Below are 21,123 nucleotides of genomic sequence, written 5' to 3'. Positions count from 1 at the left end.
GTCCACACCGTCAGGGCCGGCTGCCGGTTCTGGCAAAGGGCGCATGGTTCGATCCCGAGGATCCTGGAGTACCCGCTGCTCCCGAGCGCCGCGGGAATCCGAATGTGTTCACTGCAGATATCGGCACCTCGCGCCTCGCACAGGCCTCGTCTGCAGGCACGGCACTGGTCGAGGCCGAGCGTGTAGGAAGCCGCCTGTGCACCGCCATCGCAGGCATTCATTCCGCCCGAGACGGTTGACCTCAGACTCACCGACGAGCTGGTGGCTTCACGGCGCCGAGGCCCATCCTCCTGATTCGCTGTCCGCAGGACTGCGGACGTGGAGTCCGCCGCGTAGCCCCGGACAGTCGGGAGGGGCCGGCGTCCTTCGTCAGGGCTCAGGGCCGCTGCTGCAGGGTCATGGGGGCGAGCTGGAACCGGCGAGTTGGCTCTTTTGGAAGGCGTCGATGTTGGCTTCCATTCGCTGCACGGCCGCGTTGTGCCGCCCCGGGGGCATGGCTTGGAAGATGGACCGCTCGACCTGGAGGAAGGGAAGGTTTTCGGCTGTCACGGTGAGTTCGTCAGGGGGCGTGAGGGATTCGATGCGCTGGGCAAGACCTTGGACATCCGGCACGAGGGGGGAGAGGTAGGTGTCGATGAGGCGGGCTACAGACAGGCAGTCGGCGAGTCCCTTGTGTTGATGAGTGAGCAGTGCAGCGCGGACACCTGGGCGGAAGTCAAACACAATCTGGCTTGCTGGCGCGCTTCCGGGGTCTCGGATGTCGGTCACCGTGATGAGTCCGCTGTTGAGTATCTCTGCGAGGTTGCCCGGACCGGTCTGGGGCATGAGCTGACCGGCGACGAGTTGCATGGTGTGCCGATTGAGCGGTGCTGCAGCAAGCAGAGTGGTCAGCTGTTTTGTTTCCTCGGAGATGTCGGAGAGAAAACTGACGACGAAATCTTCGGCGGTGGCTTCCCCAGGGGTTGGTCGTTCTTCGCTTCGCGGTGGCGGCACTTTGGGCGTCGTCTGGTGCTGCATGAGCATGACTTGCTGACGGACCCATTGCTTGGAGTGCAGCAGGTGACACCACTGTTCAACCCAGCGTTTGCTGAGTTCCAGCACCGGAATGACGAGGCCGTGGTCGTCGGGCGCCGTTCCCTCCTGGGAGGAGGTGAGGGTCTCGTCGAGGCTGGGAGCGTCGGGGGCCTTCACTTCCATGGTGTCGTTGGCTCCGCCCGGCTGGCGCGAGCGCAGGATGAGTGGTCGGGTGTGCAGCGCTGAGCGTGGCCAGTGAGGATGCGGCTGGACGTGCAGGATGGCCAGTGGGTGGCAGGCCGCCCACTTGGAGAACTGCTGCCACAGCAGCTGGCCGCGCCACGCGGGTCCCACGCCGTCGGTGATGGCGAGGACCACTTTCTTGCGGTCCTTGTTGTCCACGCCGGCGTTGCTGATGTCGGTGGCGTCGAATAGTTCTCTGCTCGGTGCCAATCCTTGGCTGTGGAGTTTGATGATATGGACGTCGGCAAACAGGGGGACCAGGTATGCGCTGGCAACGAAAGAGTTGATGGTCGGGCACCAGGCTGTCATGGAGGCGCCGGTGTCAATGACGAGCACCAGGTCCCATGCGCGAGGGCGTGCGGTGCGGCGGGATCCGACGCCTGGCGCGTTGGGCACGAAGAACGTGCTCTTGCTGCCTTTGTCCAAGTCGAGAGCGTCCAGCACGTGCAGGATGTTCAGGGCGCGGGCGGCGGCGGGAGCAGCGGGTGCCGGTACGGGCTGCGGCCAGGTGCTGGGTGGGTCGGCGAAGACGGGCTGGAGCGGGAAGGCTCTTGCGTGCAGGTCGAGTTGCAGGTGCCGGTTGTCCTGCGGTGTCGTGGTGACGAGCCAGTGTTCGGAGTGTGTCTCGCTCATGGCGCTGTTGCCTCGCTGGGGGCCACGAGCTGGCGTAGTGGTGGCAGCGTGTTGTCCGGGTCGTCCCAGAGCAGGGTGATGTCGCGCAGGCCGTCGCCCGCTGCCCCCGGGGGCAAAGTGCCGGCCCGTAAGGCGCTGATACGGGAGGGCAGTTCGCTGAGCGGGCCTTCCGCGATGAGCTGACGCGCGGTGGTGAGGAAGGCGTCGGAGCAATCGTGGCGGTGCCAGAGGATGACCGGCGCCCCGCGGCGCAATGCGTCCAGAAACTGCACGCGGCCGGGCTGCTCGTCGGGCGGATGGCGCAGGATGACCAGATCGCTGTCGGGTGGCTGCGGCGTGTCCGGGTCGTGCACGAGCTCAGTCGCGGGGCGAGGCATGGAGGTGGTGGGCTCGCTCATCAAGTTGTTCCACCGGCTGTGCCATGCCCTCTGAATGGTGGGGCTTTGCAGGCGGTCCAGGCTGCGGATGACGACGTGCCATTGGGGGGTGATGGGTTCGTCAACGTCCTGGCACCATTCCCAGACAGGCTGGTTCACCAGCGACACGGGAAGCCAGAACTCGATGGTCAGATTGCGAGCCGCAGTACCGGCGTCACGGATCCATTGGTGCAGGCGGTGGCAGACGGTGCGAGCGAGGTCACGCTGGCCGACGGCTTGGGTGTCTTCGTCCCTGAGCGCGGGAATGGCGCGTGTGGCGCCTTCACGGTGCCACATCCGCAGCGTGTAGTAGTCGTCTTGGAGGCCGTCGGGCAGGAAGACGAACATGACACGGCCCGGTTCCGGTTGGGGCAGTCGGTAGCCTTTCGCCTCTGCTCGGCAGGCGAGGAGCGCGTCGAGCAGGTCCCATTGTTCGGCTCTGCGTTGGGTCCATGTCTGCAGGGCGTCGCACTGTGCGGAGTTGGTTGCCGCCAGATATTCCAGGAAGGCCATGAACGGGGGCAGGCCGTTCGGCAGCACGTTGCGGCGCAGCAGGTGCAGCACTGTGGGCCAGGCCGCGGTGCAGTGTCGAGGCAGGTCCGCGGCGAGGGGGGGCAGGCAGGCCTGGGCGATGGCGTGCAGGTTGATGGCCGGGACGGGAAGTAAGTGGCCTTGGAGGTCGCTTAGTTCGCTGTCTTCCAGCCATTTGAGGGCCGCAAGTCGGTCGGCGAGGGTCCTTAGCGGAAGGGCGGTCTCAGGTTCGCCGGTGATGTAGTCGAGGGCATCGGCGAGCGCATCGGCCCGCTCAGGCCGATCGCTGCACAACTGCAGGAGATGCTCAAGCTGGCCGGTCGACGGTGCCAGGAGGTCGACCAGGTGCGGAACGGCATCGGGATGACGAGCCAGGCGCCGCAGTAGTGCCCTGGTCCCTGCCTGTGAACTCAGTGCGGGGTGCCGGGTCAGCCGCTCCGTCATCGAACGCTGCAGCTCAAGCACTGCCGCAGGGGGTGAGGGGTTGGCGGGTTGGGAGGATCCAGTGTCCGTCATAGCGTGTCGCTCCTGCGGTGCCGGTGGCGGGTGAGCGTGTCAACCGGTGCGAGGCACGTGGTGCCCCTACTGTCGAGGACGCGTGGCGGGGTGGCTAGGGTGCGCGCAGGGGGCATCCGCAGCATGCGACCGCGGTGTCTGCGCTGCCCTGAAGATGAGCACAGGGTGAGATCGGGGGGCCGATGGACGCCAATGGAATTGCCGCTTGGCTGGCCGCATTGACCAGTGCGGCCACTTTGGTCGTCACGACCTATGTGGGGGGGCGTCGGGATCATCACCGATGGGTACGGGATGCGCTCACTGACGCGTTCGTGGCCTTTCTCTCGGCCAGTTGGAAGCACTCGGACCTCGCCAAAGAGGCAGCATCTGACGGCGGAGCGGCAGAGGACATGGCGGCGCAGTACCGGGAGATGCGCAATCAGCTGACGCGCCTGCGGCTGTTGGCCACGAATGACGTGCTGCGTGCCGGGGAGGAATTGCTGCGGCTGCAGCGGGCCGTGCAGGAGTCTGCTGCCGGGCCGGAGCGCGAGCGGGCTCTGACCGCAGCCGCCGCGGGGCGGCGGTCGGTGGTGTCTGCGGCCAAGAGGGAGATGGGCCTGCTGTGATGGGAGCACCGCGCGCAAACTACCGGACATAGCGCCCCATTCTGGCCTCAATACTGTCGCGGATTCGCGTGAGGGCGGCGCGTGTTGCTGCGGGTAGGCCTGGTTCGCGCAGCTTACGGCTGATCCATTCCGCGACATCGGTCAGGTGGGAATCACTCGTGGGAGTGCACGGTCCCGGCAGCCAGTGCAGCACGATGTTGCCGGCTGCGTGGTGCATGACGGGGTCGTCCGGGGCAAGCCTGTCGAGGATTTCCTCCCAGTCGCCGAGAAAGCCCATGGCGACCAGGCGGGCTCGCTGAAGGCTGGGGTGCTGTCCGTCGCTCAGCGTCACCATCTGCGCCAGCTTCTTGTTCTCTGCGAGCGCTTGCCTGGCGGTGCCGGCGGCTTCCTGGACGGCCAGGCGGGTCAGGTATCCCGCGGCAGCGGTGGCGTGCGCGGCCAGGACCACCTCGGTCTCGCCGTGCAACGGGTGAGAGTGGCTCACCGTACGGGTGGCGTTGGTGATGTGCCGCGCCACTTCCTGGATGAAGGCCAGGCATTCGTGGAGTCCGGCGCTCGCTGCCAGCATGACGAAACGGTGGGCGTCCAGGCTGGTCGGGTCTCCCGGCTGCAGGGCTGCCAGGCGTTCACGGTGCTCCACGCTCAGCCGCACCGGTTCGAAGGGCGGTGCATCCAGTAGCACGTCGGTGGTGCTGATGAGTTTGAGAAGATCGCTGCCCTGGTGGCCGGGGGTGTCCAGGAACAGTGCCAGTTCGGTGCGGTCGGGCACACTGTCACGCCATGTGGCAGCCCAGGGCCAGTACCGAGCTGACGGGCCGGCAAAGGTACGGGCGGCCTCCTCGACTAGCAAGGCGGTGCGGGGGCGGATCTCGGGGCCGAGCTTGCCCACGGCACCGACCAGTGCCGACAGCGGCTCGAGATAGCCGCGGGACAGACGAGGCGTGTGGGTCCGCACAATGTGGTCTACGACGGCGACGGCGTCACTGTTCAGGCCGTGCACAAATCCGGTGAGGGCCAGCAGACGGGCGGGCGATGCATCCTCTCCGAGGCTCTGCAGGGTCTGCGCGTCCAGGAACTGCTCTTGGTGCAGCATGACGTGGGCGGCAAGGGCGGCTTTGGTGTCGTCGTCTCCTCGCAGGAGCTCGAGCCAGTCGGTGGTGTCGTCGGCTTCGCACAGCAGCCCGGCCAGCGCGTCACCTGGCTCGGTGCGCTGGCGCCGCCTGGCCGCGGTGTGCAGCAGTTCAGCCCATGCCCCGTGGTCGGCCAGACCCGGGCGGAAGCGGTGGGCTGCAAGGAGTTCCAACTGCCCGTCCTCGGCCAGGACATGCAGCAGGTTCATGCGCTCCTTTTGCAGTCCTTGCGCGGTTGCCGTGGCGGCGGATCGGGAGAGGTCTTCGTCGATCTGTGAGAGACGGCGTGCGCTCGCGTCGGCATACACGCGTCTGAGTTGGGCGTCAGGCAGGACCTCGAGCTGTTCCAGAGCCTGCCAGGCCTGGCAGATCACCGGCCAGGGCGCTTGGGCGGTGATGCGGGTCCAGACGTAGCCAGCCAGCGGATGCAGGCCCGCAGTGGCAATACTGCGCAGCGCGCGGACGGTCAGGTCCAGTTTGAGGTGCGTGGCAGGCTGGTCGAGCAGGTGTTGCAGGACCTGGGTAAGGGCGTGTGTGGCGCCGGGGACGAACCACTGGTGCATGATCACCAGTCCGTCAAGGGCATGGGCGGCGGCGGGAGCGGCGTCTCCCTGTTCTGCGACAGTCTTCAGGATGTGCAGCGCTTCCGCGGAACCGTACTTGGCCAGTGCGTAGGCGGCCTGGTGCCAGGCGGGTGCACCGCTGTCGATGGAGGCCAGCGTGGCCCGCGTGGTGTCCAGCAATTGTTCCCGCAGGTCCTCAAAGGTCCCGCGGGGTGCCGCCTGCAGCAGCCACGCTCCGTAGACGATATTGGCGTCCAGCGCGATGGTCAGGACATGGCGGACCATGTCGTGGTCGGCTTGCGGGTCTGCGACCAGGAGCTGGGCCGCTTCACGCCAGTGGAACTGCAGGATGCGCTCGGTGGCCGTGGTGCGATTGGCCACGCCCTCCCTGAGAACGGCGGCCACGCAGTAGGCGTGGACAATCGGGTTGCAGAAGGTGACCCAGCTGCGGCTGTGGTCGCTGACAATGGCCTCGCTGTTCAGCAGCGTCTGCAGCGTGAGGATTTCGTTGGCCGGTCTCAGCGCCCGCAGCACGGTCAGGGCTTCGTCGTAGCGGATGGCCGCACCGTGTTCGTCCATGTGCCGGGCCAGTTGTTTCAGCAGTTCCAGCCGGCGCTCGGTCTCGCTCTCGTCCGCAACCTTGACGATGCGGCGCAGGTACAACTCCACCAGCCTGCCGGGGTTGTTGAGGACGGTCTCTTCTTCCGCATACTGTTCCACCATCATGCGCAGGAACAGCGGCTTGCCTGCGAGGTCTCTCAGACTTCCCGCATCCTGGTCGTCGAAGATCGCCCGGTGAAGGCTCCGCACCCGTTCACGCCAAGCCTGAGGGAAGCGCTGACGCAGGCGGTCCTCGATGTAGTCGTGGGCCTGCTGAGCACGTACTTTGTGCAGCACCACGGCCGGCCAGCGCAGCGCATCGTCGGGCTGGTAGTCCCACATACGCTGGCAGACCACGATGCGCAGCTGCCGATAGTGCTCACTGATGTGCTGGATCCAGGCGAGTACGAACGGCTTCTCCAAGACGTCGACCTTGTGTAAGTCATCGACGACCAGCTGGATACCGCCCTTTTCGAGAAGGTGTTCCATCATGTCATCGGAACACTGATGGCCGATGCCGGCGCAGCGGCGCAAGACCGCGAGAGGTGAGGGCTGCTCGTTGCTAGAGGCTTCTGTGTGCCGAGGTGAGTTGCGAGCCTGGCGCAGAGTCTCGCTCAGTTCCAGTGCGCTCAGTTCCACGGGCAGGCAGCAGGGCAGTTCGTCCTCGGCAGCGTTTTCCGCCATCTCCAGGCCGCCCCGCAGCAGCCGGGCCTGTAACTCTGCGGCGATGACGGATTTCCCGGCCCCGCAGTCACCCACGAGCAGCACGCGTCGGCCTGCTTCGAGCAGCAGGTCCAGGGCTGGCCGCGGCGCGACGGTCAGGGCTCCCTCACCCTGCTGGACCAGCGGCTTGCCCGCCTCAAGTATCCGGCCGGTCAGAGGAATGAACGGCACGACTCCCGGACACTGCTGGCGCCGTTGCTCGATGGCCGTACCAAGAGGCCCGCGCAGGATGGTCTGCAGGAGGGAGCGGCCGATCGGTTCGTCCGATGCATCAGCGGTCACCGTGCAGGAGGGCTGGGCCGCGATCAGCAGGTCGACCACATTCGGCTGCTGCGCCTGGCCGCAAGAAAGCACGGCAGTGCACAGGGCCTCCGCATGATGCTCGGGCCAGTCGCAGAAAAGTGCCGTGGCGGGCCCGTTCAACGCTTCCGCGGCCACTCCGGCAGTTGCCGCGCAGACGGCCACTTTGTAGCCGGTCTGTTCGTCGTCGGGGAACTTCAATGCCCGGCAGGCAGCGAGCGTCAAGTGTTCGAAGAGGTGGCGGGCCGCCTGCTGTCCGCAGACGCCTTTGGCCAGGGACAGCGCTGTCCGCCGGATCTCCCACAGCAGGGCCAGGCAGCGGGCGGTAGCCGATGGGCTGCTGTCGCCCCATGTAGTGACAATCTTGTCCAGGCAGTCCAGGTCCACTGAGGTCGCGAGCTTGCTCAGAACGGCTAACTGGCGCTGCAGGCAGACCAGTTGTGGCCAAGAGATCCCAGCGGACTTCATCTCACGCAGGGCGCACACTTCCAGCCAGGCATAGTCCGCAAGCATCAGGTCGGACTCTTGGGAAGCAGCGAAGTCGATCAGATAGACATTGGTGCCGCACAGCAGGACATTGCGGGGGTTGAGGTCGCCGTGCACCGCGGAGAGTTCCCGGTGTTCCTTGGGCCGGGTCAGCACCCGGTGCAGGCTGCGCAACGGATGCGCTACGACTACCTGCCCGCACACCAACTCGTCTTCCGTTTCCCTGACTTCTCCGAACTCGCGCAGAAAATGCTGCAGTCGGCGTGACCATCGCAAGGCTCGGATGTCCATCACGTCCGCGCAGACGAGAAGGCTCCTCTCACCGTCGAACTCAGCAGACAGATCCTTCTCCGCAGCAAGCCCTTCGGCGACCACCCGGACAACTGCGACGTTGTCCACTTTTCCTTCCACCCGGTGTTTGGACAGCGTGATCTCATCGAGGCGCACCGTGATCCGCTCGCCCGGCGACAGAGTGCGGGATGTCCCTGGAGGAGCGGTGGAGTTCTCCAGGATGGCGCGCCCCCCGCGCCGGCCCGCCGCCACCTGATCCGCTTTGGGCGCACCGGCGGCCAGCGCGACGTCAACGTCGGTGGGGCGGACCCTCTCGACCTTCGCCTCTATATCGGCACCCAGGCCCGCATTGAGCGGTGCCAGCGTCCGGTTCGCTGCTATCGGATTGCGGTGCAGCTGACGGTCCAGCGCGGTCGTCACCGTCCGCACCGCCGTGCACGCCTGTTCCAGTTTTCCCTCGCGTCTCACCCCGGCGGCAATCAGCTCCTCCAAGGAGCACAAGGTCATTCCGCTGGCGTCCCGGTCGAGCACGTGCTGATAGACCACCACCTGCCGGCCGTGCCCGTAGGGCGAGTGCGGCGTCTGGTCCAAAACTCCGCGGCTGACGGCCACGATAGGCACATACAGGGCGAAGCGCGCACTCTTGTCGACCTGCTGGAATGCTTCCCACTCCTTGATGGCGGCCGCGCGGCCGGACACCTTGGCCACCTGCAGACAGGAGTCGCCGTCCTCGAACTCAAGGCGCAGCTCCAGCACTTCGGAGCCACTGCGGCCGCCGGCGATCCGACGCAGCACCCATACATCGGAGATTCCGCCAGGCCAGTACCCTCGAGTCCCGGGCTCATCACACGCGATATTGGCCAGCGCGGCAGCGATGTCGTCCCACTCGCCCTCCGGAATGTCGCATCCCGGCGCGAATCTGGCCATGGCATCCATACGCTCTCCCCCGACCCCCGACGACACCCCGCAACACTCGGTGTCGCCTACATCACACCGCGCGAGTGTAGCGGGGTGCGGCATATGACTACCCCTTCTTGCGCAACATCAGCCCACGCACACCAGTGCAGCGCGAGAGAGCCGCGAGAGAGCAAGGGACGGCATGCGGACGGGTGTTCGTGTGGGGCGCCCCGCGCGGGCCGGTGAAGGCGGCTTGCTGCAGATGGCCACACGCGCCGACGTCCAGCATCCCGCGGCCCGAACGAAGTACCCACTGCGCAGTTGGGGGCCGAGCTCGGACGCGAGCCCACCCTCGCTGTCCTGGCCACCACCAACAGTCTCGTCGGCCGCATCTCCGAGAAGATCAGCGTCGAGAGCGTGACTGCCCGCGGCGTGCTGCCGCCGGTGGAGCACGACCTGCACTGGGCCGAGCTCGCGGCCGCGGCCGGGTTCGTCGTCGCCTCCCTCCTGGAGTGGCCCGCCCTGCCCCGCCAAGAGGCGCTCGCCAAGACCCTGCGCGCTGTGTCGGACTTCTACCGCACCAAGTTCGCCCGCAGCACCGCCGGCGCTCGCGCCAAGATCCAGACCATCGAGCGGGCCATGGTCGCCCTGGCCGAGGGCAAGCCAGTGCGCGCCAAGACGGCCCAGGTTCTGCTGGCCACCTACGCTGCCGGCCTGAAGCTGGCGGGGCAGCCCGTCGCCGACTGGCAGGAGGTCCGGGCCCAACTGCGGGACTCCGTCGAGCTCGAGGAACTGTTCAAACAGGTGCGGATGCTGCGTCTGCTGAACGCCACGGACGCACTCGCCCTCGCCCAGGACTGGGACGGAGCCGTCACCTACACCGATGCGGCCGCCGCCGTACGCCGCGCCCTGACCAGTGGCCAACTGGCCTTACCCGAGCAGAACAACGCTGCGGTCAGCCTGATGAGCATGCACCGCTCCAAAGGCAAGGAATTCGACGGCGTGGTCATCGCCGAGGGCTCCCACCACAGCCGTCTGCTGGACGTCACGTGGGACGAGGAGCGTATCCGGGCCAACCGGCGCCTGCTGCGGGTGGCGATCACCCGCGCCCGCCACATGGTGGTTTTCGTCCGTCCCGAGGACGCTGCGCCGCTCATCCCCCACATCGACGAGCCAGCGGCTGTCTTTGGCGGAGCGTGATGCCTGCGGGGGCACTTCGCTGGGCCGCGAGGCTTCACCATTGTTCCTGCGGTGAGCCCAAAGTGAAGCGGCCTCTCTCACCGCGTGTACCGCAGGCCTGGTCACCAGCGGGTGCAGGACGATGGCGGGATGGACGAATATAGCGCGGCGGTGCCAGTGCAGATCCCTGACCGCGCCCATGCGGTAGGGCCGGGCTGGCACGAACTCCTGGCCTGCCTGCACCAGCAGTTGTGCACATTCGCCCCCGGTTATGTGCTCACCGGCCTCAAGGAGAAGCTCGGCGGGCTGCGGGTTCAGGTGGAGGCCGAGGGGGCCGACCGTTCCGCGCTACGTGCCGTGGTGGCTGCGGCAGAGGCGGAGTCGGTGCGTACCTGCGAGTTCTGCGGCGCACCCGGTGGCGTCCGTACTCGCAATGACGAGCCGGGCGGCTGGCGTATGACCGTGTGCGCCGCCTGCCATCGCAGGTGGTCCGCCCACGAGATCATGATCGTTCAGGGTGTGGTGCGGGAGCGGCAGAGGTGAGGCGGTGCCTCGCGGCTCGCCTTGGCTGTCCCAGCTCGCTCCCGGTCACGCCGCCGGCCCGCACACAGTCAGCGACCACCGCACGCCTCCCGTCGCCTGCTCCTCCGGCAGGTGGCACCTGCAGTAGCCCGGCCGTCATCGGACAGGACTGGATACTGAGTGCCTCACTCAGAACTCAGCAGTACCTCTTCCAGATCCTGCCAGCGCGGTGGGGGCGCAGCGCAGATTGCACGACGGTGAACAGCCGCCCGTGATCGCCGCAGCGCATCACATATCCCTCCGCTATCTCCACCACCTCTTCCAGGACGTGGACCTGTCGCCGCTCTCGTGCGCCGCCAGCGCCTGGCCCGCACCCGCCGCGACCTGTCCGACCCCGGCCGTGATCGGCATCGGTCTTGGGGCCAACGACGTACGAGGGGGCCGTTTCATGGACCAGCTGGGCTGTCTTGGGCCTTGCGTCCCGGCAGCCTGGTGTGCTGAACGCCGGCGCCGGGACGGCACCTTATGCCGGGGTACGGGTCCAGCGCATGTCGAGTGCTTCGAGTGCGTCGAGTTGTTCGCGGGTCAGGTGGTAGGGGCGGAGCCGTTTATCGGAGAGCCATTCCCCTAAGCGGAAGGAGCGGCCGCGGTCCCAGATGACATGTTTGTAGGGGACATTGAGGTGCTGATTGGCCCGCCAGAAGGCGTGGGCGTAGCGCAGGCCGTGGGCGAAGGCGCGTTCGCTCTGGCTGCGGGGCGGTCGCAGCAGCAGGGCGAGGGGGTGGTGCAGTGGCAGTGCCCCGAGGAGATTGTGCTGGTCGCGGCTGAGGCTGGGCAGGGCCCGTAGTTGTTCATCGAGCCAGGACTCCAGCGGTGAGTCGTCCTGGTCGGGGGCGAGGTCGGGAAAGGTGAGTTCGCCGCGGCGGGCGGCGGCGAGGGCGCGTGCGTAGCTGCGCCGCCAGCGCCCGTCATCGTCCCAGCCGGCGTTCCACCAGGGGTTGATGTCGTTGAGGGCGCGCTGGTAGCAGTCGGGCAGTTGGCCCCGGCGGGCCTTCGTGCGGAAGCCGCTCATCCAACGGCCGATGCCGGTGCCGCCGAAGCGTTCCTCGCGGACGGGCACGAGGTGGCCGTGCTGGGCGTGGTAGGCACGGGCGATGTTCAAACGGTGTTCGATGCTGCTGCGGGGGTGTTCCCAGATCATGTCCAGGGCGTCGAGAGCCTCGATGCGTTCGGGTTTGAGGCCGTGGTTCATGCGCAGGGACCGCTGGTTGCCCAGCCACCACCCGAGGTAGAAGCGGTCGGGGCCGCAGTAGGTGCTGGGCACTTTGAGGTGGCCGTGCTTTTCGCGGTAGCGCCGGGCGCTTTCCAGGCCGAGTTCCCAGACGCTGTTGTGGGGGTCTTCGGCGTACAGGTTGAGCAGAGGGATGAGTTCGTCGGCGCGTTCGGGGAGGGCGGCGGGGTGCAGGGGGTTGCTGATGGAGTGGCCCAGGGCGTAGACGCGGTGGAAGACGTGCTCGTCGTAGAGCGAGAGGGCGAACAGGACCTGGTAGAGGGTGTTGAAAGGGGTGCCTTTGGCGGCATCGGCGAGGTCCTGGTCGGGGGCCTTGTAGATGGGGACGATGATGTGGGCGACCTTGGCCTGGCCGGGCAGCGGGCGCAGGGCGCGGCCGACGGCCTGGACGATCTGATAGGTGCTGGTCTTGGGGCTGGTGAACAGTACGGCGTCGATGGCGGGGACGTCGACGCCTTCGGTGAAGATCGCGCAGTTGGTCAGGACGGCCCGCAGCGGCTTCTTGTCGCTGGAGGTCAGGGACGCTTCTTTGAAGGCGTTGACGGCGGTGAGCCGCTCGTAGCGGCTCTGTGCGCTGTTGACGGTGCCGACTTGGAGCGGGCCCTGCATCCGCTTGGGCATCAGGGCGGCCGTTTCCGGAAGGGTTTCGGCGAAGACCTCGGCGACCTTGATGCGGGGGCAGAAGACGAGGACGCGCCGTAGGTCGTGTTCGTGCATGGCGCGCAGCAGGGCGACCTGGGCGGCCGCCACGCGCAGGCCTTCGGTGTCGGCGGCGAGCATCGGGTTGCGGTTGAGGATGGCGCGCACGTCGGCGTCGTCCACGTCGACGGCGACGATGCGGTAGTCGGCGAGCAGGCCCTGGTCGATGGCATCGGCCATGGAGAGGCGGAAGACGACCGGGCCGTAGAGGTTGAGGTCGTCCATTGAGGCGACCTCGATGTCAACGGGGAGGTCCTGGCCCGGGATGGGCTGGAAGTTGCGGGGGGTGGCGGTGGTGAAGAGCCGGTGGTGGGCGAAGATCCGGTGGCCGTCCAGCAGTTGGGCCCAGGGCTTGTGGAGGTTGCCTGCCGAGCGGTGGGCCTCGTCGCAGACGAGGATGTCCCATGGCGGCGTGTGGAACAGCCGGTGGGCTTCGGCGATCTTTCCCAGCGAGTGGTAGGTGGCGAAGACGTTGACCGGGCCGTCGGCCTGGGATGTCTCGGCGGCCAGTGTGGCGGAATCGGTGACGGCGGTCAGGATGCCGCGCAGGGCCGGGTTCCTGGGCAGGTACTGGTCTCCGGACAGGGCCAGGTAGCGGCCGGGGCGGCCTTCTTTATGCCAGTAGAGGGCGGTCTGCTCGAGCAGTTCCAGGGTCGGCACGATGGTGACGGAGGTGCCTGTGGGCGCCATGTGGTTGACGATGTGCAGGGCGATGAGGGTCTTGCCGCTGGCGCAGGGGGCGTCGATGCGGGCGCGGGGGGCGCCGAGGACGAATTCGGTGATGCAGTTGTCGACCGCCTGCTGCTGGAAGGGTCGCAGCGGGGTGCGCAACGGGGGTAACTGGGCCATGACCGTGCTCCTTTCGGGCTGTGCAAGGCAGTCAGGATCCGTTTCGAGGGTGGAAGGGGGGCGTGGCTGCCTGCGATGCACAGACGCCCGCGCTTCACTCGAACGGGTGACGGGGGCTTGTGCTCATGCACGGTCGGGACTGGGATACGGAAGTTTCGTCGCGTCCTGAGCCTGGCCGTCGCGGGAGTGCGGCCGGGCCGAGGCGCCGGTGACGCGGGAGTTGTGATGGCAGACAGGGCGGCCGTATGGGGGCCGCAGCGGCGGCTGAATGACTCCGTGCCTCGCCTGGCTGGCGAGTCGACCGGGTCGTTCGCCAATCGCCTGGCGCATGCGCACGGCCTGGAGTTGGGGATGTTTTTGGACCGGGTGGGTACGGGCCGCCAGCCGGTCAATCCCCGGCTTCCGTCGCTGGCGGAGCTGTACGTCAACCGGGAAGCACTGGACAACTTGGCGGTGCTGTCCGGCCGGACGCCTCACCAGTTGCAGCTGGCCTTGACCAGCCTCCAAGATCGTTTTCTGCTGTCGGGAGATGATCCGGCCTGCTGGCAGTGGCCGTTCAAGGTCCGGGAAGAGACGGGGTATGTGGTGCGCTGCTGCGATCTGTGTGCCGGTGCCCGGGGCGTGGATGAGGCGGCGTGGCTGCTGTGGCCGGATCAGTGGCGGGTATGCCTGCGCCACCGGCGGTTCACCGACAATCATCGCGGTCAGGGACCGTACGTGGTGCCGCTGGAAGGGCTGCCGGAGGTGGTGCGTGCGCACGCCGACCGGCTGCGGCTGGAGCGCCGTTTCGGTGCGGCGGGAGCGGAGTTGTTCGCCGACGGTTTCCAGGTGGTGGCGTGCTGGTGGGCACGGATGGGCGGCGACGTGTGGAGCTGGACGCAGCGGGCCTGGCGGGTGGGCCTGGAGGCGCGCGAGTTGCGCACGGGACCGCTGGTGATCTATCCGGAGGCCGTCCAGTTGGCGTGGGAGATGCTGCGCTACGAGCAGGAAGGCGCGCGTTCGCGGGCTGCGCGGGCAGTGTGGGTGGAGCAGGTGCAGCAGCTAATGGACGGTTGGGGGCTGGAGGGCAGTGAGGGCCTGGGCGAGCTGGTCCAGTGGCTGGATCACCATGCCCGGCCCGCTGCGAGCCCCTTCGCGCCAGACAACGGCCGGCACCTTCGGCGTCGGCGTCGGCGAGTGCTGGCCGTGGGGCACAGCCGGCTCGCCGAGCCGTCCGGTTCGCTGCCCGAGCGCTCCTGCATGCTGTGACACCTTGGGCAACTCGCCTACCAGGCAGGCGAGTTGATTCCGACGCGAAACCTGCGGGCCCGTCAAGAGGCTGTCACCCGTTCGAGTGATGACCTCTTCGGTGTGCTGACTGCTGCGTGCGGCAGACAGCCAGGCTGGCCGCACGTCCCGGTTCGGGTGACGGGCTCCGGCCGGCAGACGCGGAGGGAGGGCCCGGATGCGCGATGTGAAGGCGTGGCATCTCAACGATGTTGGGAGTTTGGCGTGTGTGGCGCCGGAGGCCCTGTGGGGGGTGGCACTGGAGGAGCGCCAGCCCCCCACGGACCCGGTCGCCCACCACGGCCGGCAGGGCAAGCTCTGCGACTGGTGGTCAGCGACGACGGGCACGCTGGTGGTGTGCGGGTCCAAGCGGCGCTCGTATGTGGCCGCCGAGCTGGACTTCGATCCCGCCGTCAGCCGGTTCGCCGGGGAGCCGGTCGAACTGCACTGGGAGGAGGGCCGCATCCGGCACCGGTGGCGGCCTGACTTCATCGCCCTGAACCGTGACCAGCAACGCCAGGCCGTGGTGCTCGCTCCGCACCGGATGGGCCCGCAGTGGCGCGAACGTCTGGCCGCGCTGCGTGAGGTCGCCGCTCGGGCCGGCTGGAGCGTGTGCCTGCGCACGGTGCCGCACGGGGTGCGGCGGGAGAATCTGCTGCTGGTGGCGGACTACCGGCAGCCTGCGGTCTGCGATCAGGCGCAGGAGCGGGCTCTGCTGGCCGCGTTTCAGCGGCCGCGGCCGCTGAACGAGGGCGTGCTGGCCAGCGGTGTGCCCGAGTGCCTCGGCCGCGACCATGTGTACCGGCTGATCTGGCGCCGTCTCCTGGACTTCGACTGGGGCCGGCCGCTGCTGCCCTTCTCCCCGGTCTGGGTGGCGAGGGGGCGGCGATGACGGGCGCGGTGTCGGGCTGGTTCGAGACCGACCGGGTCTGCTTGGGGGATCTGGTGCGCTGGCGCGGCGCGCTGTGGGAGGTCAGTGCCTTCAAGGGGCGGCAGATCACCCTGCGGCCGCAGTCGGGTGGCGAGGCTCCGGTGGACACGCTGTGGCGGGAGGTGGAAAGCGCCCCGGACTTCGCCGTCCTCGACGCGGGCGGGCAGGCCGTGGCGCGCAAGCGCCTGCCGGCGCTGGGCGAGCTGCTGGAGGGTGTCACCCCCGCCGAGCGTAAGAAGGCTCTGTGGTGGCACGAGCACATGAAGGAGCTCCAGACCGGGCTGCGGCCCGGCTGCACAACCGCCCGTCCCGGCTACGACCCGGACACCACCACCTTCAAACAGCGCTGCCAGACCAAGTCGGCCGAACTCGCCGCCGCTGGCTTCGAGTTCAGTGCGCGGGTGCTGGATGACCGGCGCCGTGCCTGGAAGGACGCCGACGAGAATCCGCTGGTGCTGCTGTACGACGGCCGCAAGACCCGCACCCCGGACCCGGGCGGCCGCACCGACAAGCGGGTCATCGCGCTGATGCACGAGGTCACCGCCCGCCATGCACGCGAGTCCGGCGGCCGGGTCAACCGCGTGTACGAGGACGTCGAGGCGCTCGTCCATCAGCGCTATCGCCGGGAGTTGAAGGATCCCCGGGAGGCGGAGCGGCTGCTGCTGCCCCGATCGACGTTCTACACGCGGATGCGGGAGCTCGGGCTGACCGAGCAGTTGAAGAAGACCACCCGCCGGCGCGCGCGCCAGGACAGCAAGCCGCCGCGCCCGTACACGCCGCAGGTGGCGCTGCGGCCGGGCCAGCTGGTGCAGATCGACACCTCCCCGCTGAAGATCAAGGTGATCGGGGATGACGGCCGTGCCGTCTCGGCCGAGCTGACCGCCGCGATCGATGTCGCTTCCCGCTCCTGCATGGCCCTCATGATCGTTCCCGTGGTGACCGGGGAGGGGCCGCCCGGCAGGCGCATCGGCGGCCGCGCCACCAAGGCATTCGATCTGGTGCTGCTGCTGGCACAGTGCTTCGCCCCGCTGCCCATGCGGCCCGGCTGGGACCCGCTGACCGCTGCCCGCAACTCGGCCCTGCCCTACGGCCAGCTGTGTGCGGCCGACGCCCGCTTCGCCGGGGCCGTCGCGGCCCGCCCGGTCATCCATCCGCGGACCATCGTCATCGACCAGGGCAGCCCGTATCTGAGCGACCACTTCAAGATGGTGTGCAGCTTCCTGGGCATCAGCATCGAATACGCCCGCAAGGACACGCCCACCGACAAGCCGCTGGCCGAGGCCTTCTTCCACGGCTTCGCCGACACCTGCGCCCAGTATGTGAAGGGCTGGACGGGCCGCAGCTTCGAGCAGCGCGGCTACGGGGTCGAACGCCAGCGCCTGTTCAGCCTCAACCAAATGCAGGCCATAGCCGAGGAGTGGGTGGCGCTCGACTACCAGCAGCAGCCGCACGAGGGGCTGCGCAGCCCCCTGTATCCGGGGATGGTGCTGTCCCCGAACCAGATGTACGACCGGCTGGTGGCGAGTTACGGCTACCGGCCCCGGCAGCTGACGGCCGAGGACAACCGGAAGCTGCTGGTGCCGGCCTGGGTCACGGTCACCGACAAGGGCGTACAGATCGAGAACCGCACCTACCGCCGCCCCGATGGGCGGCTGCGGGACCTGGAGGGCCTCGATTCCGGGCTCGCGCACGTGAACGGCCGGTGGGAGGCCCGCTACAACCCCTACTATCCCGACGTCGCCTGGCTGTACGACCACCGGCTGGCCGGCAGGTGGATCCCGGTGGAGTTCCTCTACCGGCACATGCTGGCCGACCTGCCCTGGACGCACTACCACTGGCAGGACGCCGCCGAGGAACACGTGCTCGGCGGAGGCAGCCGCGAGGACGAGGTGGCCATCACCCTGGCCGTGAAGGAGCGTCACCGCCGCACCCGCCGCGGGCCGACCGCCCAGCAGGCGGCCGAGCCCCGCCTGCCGTTCCGCGGCGTGATCCGCCTGGAGACCGGCGACACATCCGACTCCGGGGTGCCGGCCACACCGCTGGACCCCGACACCGTTCCCGCCGCCCCCTCGCTGCCCGTGCCGGCCCGGGATCTCGACAACGGCCGCTACACCCTGCCCACCTGGGCCCCGGCCAGCAGCGAGGACGGCCCGCCACCGGCCGGCACCGCTGCGCCCGCATGACCCCGCATCTCGCATCACCTGCCGAGGAGAGCTGATGAAGATCACCGTGCCCGCCGGATCCGATGCCCGGGCCGAGATCGCCCGCTTGGTGCGTACCGCACCGCCCCTGCCCGCATGGATCTTCTCCTGGGAAGGCTGGGACCGGTATGTGCGCACCGAGTTCAAGCCGCCCGACCTGCTGGACTGCGCACCCGCGGACGTGGAGGTCGACGAGGACGACCCGCGGGTGGACTACCACCGCCATCTGCTGATGATCGAGACCACGTTCCTTGAGGAGTGTCTGCTGCGATCCCGAGGAACCTTCGGCGTCAACGGCAACCGGTACGAGGGCCTGCTGGACATGGTGATCGACGGCCCGGCCGGCACCGGCAAGACGTACCTGCTGCGGCTCATCGGCCGGGAGTTGCAGCGCAGGGTCGAAAAACACTTCAGCGACCGGATCCCGGTCGTGCACATCACGGTCCCGCACGACCCGGAGAACGAACTCAACTGGATATGGGAGATCGCTTCCTTCCTTGCCCTGACCCCTGAGCCCAAGAACGAGGCGGAAGCCCGTCAGCTGCGTCGTGTCCCCGACCTGTCCCTGCCCGTGCGCACGGTCATGGAGCGGAAGAAGACCCGCCTGCTGCTGGTCGACGACATCCAGCGGGTCTCCCCCAGCCAACTCGGCCCGGTCCTGCACTACTTCGACTTTCTGCGCAGCCGGCTGGGCATCACCACCATCTTCTGCGGCACCGGGGCAACCGACATCGTCCACGCCGCCCGCAAAGGCTGCGACCGCCGCGACGAGGCGCTGTGGACCTCCTACAAGCGTCTGCACCCCGAGGACGCCAACACGCTGAGGGCGGCCGTGGCCAAGGAGCAGAACCTGCGCAGCCTGCTGCCGGTCACCTGGGTGGACCCGCTGCCCTACAGCGGCGACGACCAGGGACCCTTCATCTCGGTGCTCAAGGGCTACGAGAAGAACCTGCGCATGCGCAAGCTGAGCAAGGACGTTCTCACCCAGCACGCCAAGTATCTGCACGCACGGACCGGCGGCTACTTCCTCTACCTGTCCCAGCTCATCTGCGGCGCCGCCGTCGCAGGGATCCTCGACGGCACCGAGGACATCACCCTCAAGCACCTGGAGGCCATCCGCATCGGGCGGGAAGAGATCTTGCCCGACCACTGACCACGCCCGCGAGCACCAGGCGGCACAGGCCACAACCGCCCCCGCGCCAGCGACGTTTCCGTCCGCATCCTCTGGAGGATCGAGCCAGCTATGAGCGTGGACCGGACTGGCATCCAGGACGTGCATGCCCTGTGGCTGCAGGCACTGGACTTCCTTCACTACAACGCGCCCCAGGTGTGGACGGAGGCGCTGCAGCAGGAGGGAGTGACGTTCTTGATGCCGCCCGCCGTGGCGGCGCTTGAGCGGGTGCAGGATCAGGCGGCCGCCCTGGCCAACGCGGAAAGGCGCCGGCTACGCAAAGCGGACCTGTTCTACATCACGCGGGAAGCCGCCGAGAGCGTCGCGGGGCTGAAAGGCATCCCGTGCATCGCCCAGATCGCCAGCATTGTGCCCTCACCCTCCGGACTGATGGTGTGGGAAGAGCCACCGGTACGCATCGAGAGGGGTGTTGTGCTGCGGGCCGTCTCCTGGGGGCCTGCCTATGAGGGCGGCACCTGGTGGTCCTGGTGGACGGATACGGCAGCCTGTGTGCGCGCCGGCATCGCCGAGCCGACCATGCTGATGATCCACGGAGGGCTGACCTTCCACGAAGAAGCCTACGCCGAGCCCGACTTCTGGCCGTCGCAGGCCGATGACCCCGCTCTGCCGGAGCACCTGCAGTTCCGGGCCCTGCTGTTTACGTGGATGGCGATCTCCTGTGGTCTGCTGGTGTACCGCGAATCCGTGGCCCCCAGCCAGGACATCCGCGGGCATCTGCGCCGCACGGGTGTGGAATCCCGGGCGGTGCACCGTGTGATCCCGGCCAGCAGCAGCGACCGGCCGGGGCTGGCGCAGATCCTGCGCCGCCAGCTTCAGCTGGATGGAAAGGTCACCGAGGAGCGGCCCTACCCGGGGTACCTGCCAGCACAGTTGGCGCCGTGGCACGTCTATCTGCCGGGTCTCGGGCACCGCTTGATCGTGGAGATCCCTTACCTTGAGCCCAGGCAGACCGCCGTTCCCACGCTCGGCGCCGGAACGAGGGTCGGCAACCTCGCGTTCGCGCCGGTCAGGGCGGTGCTTCGCCAGGGCTGGCAGTTCCACAACGGCTATGTGCGCTCCCCGCTGCTCTACGATCCAGAACTGGGGCTCCTCACCGATCCCGACGATGACGAGATCTGACCTCCCGGGACCCCACGGCACCCTTGCTTGCTGTCTCGGGTATCTGCAAGCTCCCGTCTCTCTGGGCCGAGGACACCACGTAGCCCTCACGAGGACTAGGGCGTTTCTGATGGCTCTTGGACTGTGTCGCGGAGCCAGATGACGGGGTCGCGGTGATGGTCAGGGTGCCATTGAAGATGTAGTCGCGTTTGTCGTAGCGCGTGGCGACAGCGCGGTACTGCTTTCACTTGCTCACGCACCGCTCGACGGCACTGCGGCGGCGGTACTGGGTCTTGTCGAAGGCCGGTGGGCGCCCGCCGGCTGGGCCCTGCGCCTGCGCTTGGCCCGCTGGTCATCGGGCTGGGCGATGGTCGCCTTGATTCCCCGCCGCCGCAGATAGGCGCGGTTGTCGCGGCTGGAGTAGGCCTTGTCGTCGCGGACACGATCGGGACGGCGACGCGGCCGGCCGGGTCCGCGGCGCGGGATCCGTAAGCCGTCCAGCACGGGGATGAATATGGGGCTGTCACCTCTCTGCCCCGGGGAGGTCTGCCAGGTCAGCGGCCGGGCCCGGTCGTCGGAGAGCAAGTGAATCTTGCTGGTCAGTCCGCCCCGTGAGCGTCCCAGCGCCTCCCGTCCATCGGCTTCCACGCGTGCCCCGCCCCCTTTTGCGGGAAGTCGCGCGGTGGCCGGTGCCGGGCTCCGGCCGCGTGCTGATGGGCCCGGGCAGGAGGTGGCGGGCCCTGAACAGCACCCCGTTGATCACTGTACGGTGATCGGCCCACTGGCCGCCGGGCATGCCGTTGGCGGGCAGTAACGGCTCGATCTTCTGCCACTGCGCGTCCGTCAGTTCATGTCGCCGCACCATAAGACGCGCCTGCCCGGCTCCATGGCTGATCCACCCACTCCAGCAAGAGCCATCAGAAACGCCCTAGTCTTGCATCTCCGTA

At 68.0% G+C, this 21,123-nt stretch carries 12 protein-coding genes and 2 pseudogenes; 9 read left to right on the top strand and 5 right to left on the bottom strand.

The features are described from left to right. Positions 1–396 precede the first annotated feature (396 nt). On the bottom strand, positions 397–1,959 hold the full coding sequence (locus ACWC1K_RS33030; RefSeq protein ID WP_450836638.1) for an SAV_2336 N-terminal domain-related protein: 1,563 nt from the start codon (positions 1,957–1,959) through the stop codon (positions 397–399). Then, entirely contained in the window at positions 1,887–3,302 is a 1,416-nt protein-coding gene (locus ACWC1K_RS33025) for a VMAP-C domain-containing protein (RefSeq protein ID WP_450836604.1), read from the bottom strand. The genes ACWC1K_RS33030 and ACWC1K_RS33025 overlap by 73 nt, the downstream gene beginning before the upstream one ends. 233 nt (positions 3,303–3,535) lie before the next feature. On the opposite strand from ACWC1K_RS33025, the gene ACWC1K_RS33020 reads away from it, so the two are divergent. Next, positions 3,536–3,958: a hypothetical protein gene (locus ACWC1K_RS33020; RefSeq protein ID WP_450836603.1), complete on the top strand. Its 423-nt coding sequence runs from the start codon at positions 3,536–3,538 to the stop codon at positions 3,956–3,958. 19 nt (positions 3,959–3,977) lie between these two features. On the opposite strand, the gene ACWC1K_RS33015 is transcribed toward ACWC1K_RS33020, so the two are convergent. Then, positions 3,978–8,987: a hypothetical protein gene (locus ACWC1K_RS33015; RefSeq protein WP_450836602.1), complete on the bottom strand. Its 5,010-nt coding sequence runs from the start codon at positions 8,985–8,987 to the stop codon at positions 3,978–3,980. Positions 8,988–9,269: 282 nt separating this feature from the next. On the opposite strand from ACWC1K_RS33015, the gene ACWC1K_RS33010 reads away from it, so the two are divergent. From ACWC1K_RS33010 to ACWC1K_RS33000, 3 genes and pseudogenes are all read left to right on the top strand, one after another. Further along, on the top strand, positions 9,270–10,148 hold the full coding sequence (locus tag ACWC1K_RS33010) for a 3'-5' exonuclease (RefSeq protein WP_450836601.1): 879 nt from the start codon (positions 9,270–9,272) through the stop codon (positions 10,146–10,148). Positions 10,149–10,277: 129 nt separating this feature from the next. Then, positions 10,278–10,670, top strand: coding sequence for a hypothetical protein (locus tag ACWC1K_RS33005; protein ID WP_450836600.1), 393 nt, complete (start codon positions 10,278–10,280; stop codon positions 10,668–10,670). A 217-nt stretch (positions 10,671–10,887) separates the two neighbouring features. Further along, a pseudogene (locus ACWC1K_RS33000) lies at positions 10,888–11,045 on the top strand (AraC family transcriptional regulator); the annotation flags it as partial. A 127-nt stretch (positions 11,046–11,172) separates the two neighbouring features. Here ACWC1K_RS33000 and ACWC1K_RS32995 read toward each other — a convergent pair. Beyond that, positions 11,173–13,488 (bottom strand): Helicase associated domain protein, encoded by a 2,316-nt coding sequence (locus tag ACWC1K_RS32995; RefSeq protein ID WP_450836599.1) that lies wholly within the window; start codon positions 13,486–13,488, stop codon positions 11,173–11,175. Between the two features lie 225 nt (positions 13,489–13,713). Here ACWC1K_RS32995 and ACWC1K_RS32990 point away from each other — a divergent pair, with 225 nt between their 5' ends. The 5 genes from ACWC1K_RS32990 to ACWC1K_RS32970 all read left to right on the top strand — a co-directional run bounded on the left by ACWC1K_RS32990 (position 13,714) and on the right by ACWC1K_RS32970 (position 20,197). Further along, on the top strand, positions 13,714–14,736 hold the full coding sequence (locus tag ACWC1K_RS32990) for a TniQ family protein (RefSeq protein ID WP_450836598.1): 1,023 nt from the start codon (positions 13,714–13,716) through the stop codon (positions 14,734–14,736). A gap of 196 nt (positions 14,737–14,932) precedes the next feature. After that, positions 14,933–15,646 carry a TnsA-like heteromeric transposase endonuclease subunit gene (locus tag ACWC1K_RS32985; RefSeq protein WP_450836597.1) on the top strand — a complete coding sequence of 238 codons (714 nt, stop codon included), beginning with the start codon at positions 14,933–14,935 and terminating at the stop codon, positions 15,644–15,646. Continuing rightward, positions 15,643–17,868, top strand: a complete 2,226-nt coding sequence (locus tag ACWC1K_RS32980) for a transposase (RefSeq protein ID WP_450836596.1) — start codon at positions 15,643–15,645, stop codon at positions 17,866–17,868. The genes ACWC1K_RS32985 and ACWC1K_RS32980 overlap by 4 nt, the downstream gene beginning before the upstream one ends. A 34-nt stretch (positions 17,869–17,902) precedes the next feature. Beyond that, positions 17,903–19,039, top strand: coding sequence for an ATP-binding protein (locus ACWC1K_RS32975; protein ID WP_450836595.1), 1,137 nt, complete (start codon positions 17,903–17,905; stop codon positions 19,037–19,039). 90 nt (positions 19,040–19,129) lie between these two features. Next, positions 19,130–20,197 carry a hypothetical protein gene (locus ACWC1K_RS32970; RefSeq protein WP_450836594.1) on the top strand — a complete coding sequence of 356 codons (1,068 nt, stop codon included), beginning with the start codon at positions 19,130–19,132 and terminating at the stop codon, positions 20,195–20,197. A gap of 95 nt (positions 20,198–20,292) precedes the next feature. Here the strand turns inward: ACWC1K_RS32970 and ACWC1K_RS32965 are convergent. After that, positions 20,293–21,038: pseudogene (locus tag ACWC1K_RS32965) on the bottom strand (IS5 family transposase). Positions 21,039–21,123: the final 85 nt, after the last annotated feature.

This window comes from Streptomyces sp. NPDC001492 (assembly GCF_053597275.1).
Note: the sequence above shows the minus strand (reverse complement) of the source record. Positions and strands in the feature narration are given on the sequence as shown.

Coding starts and splice junctions, on each gene's coding strand:
- ACWC1K_RS33020 (WP_450836603.1), top strand. CDS start 3,536: ATGGACGCCAATGGAATTGCCGCTTGGCTGGCCGCATTGACCAGTGCG.
- ACWC1K_RS33015 (WP_450836602.1), bottom strand. CDS start 8,987: ATGGATGCCATGGCCAGATTCGCGCCGGGATGCGACATTCCGGAGGGC.
- ACWC1K_RS33005 (WP_450836600.1), top strand. CDS start 10,278: ATGGACGAATATAGCGCGGCGGTGCCAGTGCAGATCCCTGACCGCGCC.
- ACWC1K_RS32995 (WP_450836599.1), bottom strand. CDS start 13,488: ATGGCCCAGTTACCCCCGTTGCGCACCCCGCTGCGACCCTTCCAGCAG.
- ACWC1K_RS32990 (WP_450836598.1), top strand. CDS start 13,714: ATGGCAGACAGGGCGGCCGTATGGGGGCCGCAGCGGCGGCTGAATGAC.
- ACWC1K_RS32985 (WP_450836597.1), top strand. CDS start 14,933: ATGCGCGATGTGAAGGCGTGGCATCTCAACGATGTTGGGAGTTTGGCG.
- ACWC1K_RS32980 (WP_450836596.1), top strand. CDS start 15,643: ATGACGGGCGCGGTGTCGGGCTGGTTCGAGACCGACCGGGTCTGCTTG.
- ACWC1K_RS32975 (WP_450836595.1), top strand. CDS start 17,903: ATGAAGATCACCGTGCCCGCCGGATCCGATGCCCGGGCCGAGATCGCC.
- ACWC1K_RS32970 (WP_450836594.1), top strand. CDS start 19,130: ATGAGCGTGGACCGGACTGGCATCCAGGACGTGCATGCCCTGTGGCTG.